Here is a 1,350-nt window from a genome sequence, read left to right as displayed (position 1 = left end):
GGTTTTACTACCTTCCTGACGATGGTCTATATCGTTTTCGTTAACCCGCAAATTCTGGGCGTGGCTGGCATGGACACCAGCGCCGTCTTTGTTACCACCTGTCTGATCGCGGCCCTTGGCAGCATCCTGATGGGCATTTTCGCTAATCTGCCCGTGGCGCTGGCCCCGGCAATGGGTCTTAATGCGTTCTTTGCGTTCGTGGTGGTTCAGGCGATGGGCCTGCCGTGGCAGGTTGGGATGGGGGCTATTTTCTGGGGCGCGGTCGGCCTGCTGCTGCTGACCATCTTCCGTGTGCGCTACTGGATGATTGCGAACATTCCCGTGAGCCTGCGCGTGGGCATCACCAGCGGTATCGGTCTGTTTATCGGCATGATGGGGCTGAAAAACGCTGGCGTAATCGTGGCGAACCCGGAAACGCTGGTGAGCATTGGTAACCTGACCTCTCACAGCGTGCTGCTGGGCGTGCTGGGCTTCTTTATTATCGCGATCCTGGCGTCGCGTAACATTCACGCTGCGGTGCTGGTCTCTATCATCGTGACCACGCTGCTGGGCTGGATGCTGGGTGACGTGCATTACAGCGGTATTGTCTCTGCGCCACCGAGCGTTTCTACCGTGATTGGTCACGTTGATCTGGCGGGCTCGTTGAACCTGGGTCTGGCCGGAGTGATTTTCTCCTTCATGCTGGTCAACCTGTTTGACTCCTCCGGTACGCTGATTGGCGTGACGGACAAAGCGGGTCTGGCGGACGAGAAAGGCAAATTCCCGCGCATGAAGCAGGCGCTGTATGTGGATAGCATCTCGTCCGTTGCGGGTTCTTTCATCGGCACCTCGTCTGTTACCGCTTACATTGAATCCTCTTCCGGCGTGTCCGTGGGCGGCCGTACTGGCCTGACGGCGGTAGTCGTGGGTCTGCTGTTCCTGCTGGTGATCTTCCTCTCTCCGCTGGCGGGGATGGTGCCACCGTACGCGGCAGCTGGCGCGCTGATCTACGTCGGCGTGCTGATGACCTCGAGCCTGGCGCGCGTGAAGTGGGAAGATCTGACGGAAGCCGTTCCGGCGTTTATTACCGCGGTGATGATGCCGTTCAGCTTCTCGATCACCGAAGGTATCGCGCTGGGCTTTATCTCGTACTGTGTGATGAAGATCGGTACCGGCCGTTTCCGCGAACTCAGCCCGTGCGTGATGATTGTGGCGCTGCTGTTTGTGCTCAAGATTGTGTTTATTGACGCGCACTAAGGTGCGGTTTGTGGTGTCAGGTGGCGCTTCGCTTACCTGACCTACTGATGAGTGTAGGCCCGGTAAGCGCTAGCGCCACCGGGCTTTTTTATCAGGTTTTAACCCGCTTAATAT

General features: G+C 57.9%; 1 protein-coding gene. It reads left to right on the top strand.

What is annotated here, in order from left to right; all coding sequences use genetic code 11:
• Window positions 1–1,236, top strand: a 1,236-nt coding sequence (locus HP459_RS22960) for an NCS2 family permease (protein WP_171936927.1), incomplete at its 5' end; no start/stop codon positions are given.
• Window positions 1,237–1,350: the final 114 nt, after the last annotated feature.

This window comes from Enterobacter sp. CM29 (assembly GCF_013179605.1).
GTDB lineage: Bacteria > Pseudomonadota > Gammaproteobacteria > Enterobacterales > Enterobacteriaceae > Enterobacter > Enterobacter intestinihominis.
Note: the sequence above shows the minus strand (reverse complement) of the source record. Positions and strands in the feature narration are given on the sequence as shown.